Annotated in this window: 1 protein-coding gene; it reads right to left on the reverse strand. The window is 55.8% G+C overall.

Annotated features, from left to right (window positions below; all coding sequences use genetic code 11):
- The coding region (locus tag DTK66_RS10755; protein WP_191668670.1) for a DUF445 domain-containing protein at window positions 1–699 on the reverse strand (699 nt) is incomplete at both ends.

Raw genomic sequence — 699 nt, forward strand, 5'->3', positions numbered from 1 at the left:
TTCGACCAGCGCCTCAACGAGTGCATCAACTAGCGCGTCAACCAGCGCTTCGACCAGTGCATCAGTAAGTGCATCAACTAGTGCCTCGACCAGTGCATCAGTAAGTGCATCAACTAGCGCATCGACTAGCGCATCAACTAGTGCCTCGACCAGTGCATCAACGAGTGCATCAGTAAGTGCCTCAACTAGCGCCTCGACCAGTGCATCAGTAAGTGCCTCAACTAGCGCCTCGACGAGCGCGTCAACCAGCGCCTCAGTAAGCGCATCAACTAGTGCCTCAACGAGCGCGTCAACTAGTGCCTCGACCAGTGCATCAGTAAGTGCATCAACTAGCGCATCGACGAGCGCGTCAACCAGCGCCTCAGTAAGTGCGTCAACCAGCGCATCAACCAGCGCTTCGACAAGTGCCTCAACGAGTGCTTCAACGAGTGCTTCAACTAGCGCTTCGACCAGTGCCTCAGTAAGTGCATCAACGAGCGCGTCAACCAGTGCATCAACTAGCGCGTCAACCAGCGCTTCAACGAGTGCATCAGTAAGTGCCTCAACGAGTGCTTCGACGAGTGCGTCAACCAGCGCATCAACGAGTGCATCAACTAGTGCATCGACGAGCGCGTCAACCAGTGCATCAACGAGTGCCTCAACTAGCGCGTCAACCAGCGCCTCAGTAAGTGCGTCAACCAGCGCCTCAACGAGTGCATC

Source organism: Limosilactobacillus walteri (genome assembly GCF_014830205.1).
Lineage (GTDB): Bacteria > Bacillota > Bacilli > Lactobacillales > Lactobacillaceae > Limosilactobacillus > Limosilactobacillus walteri.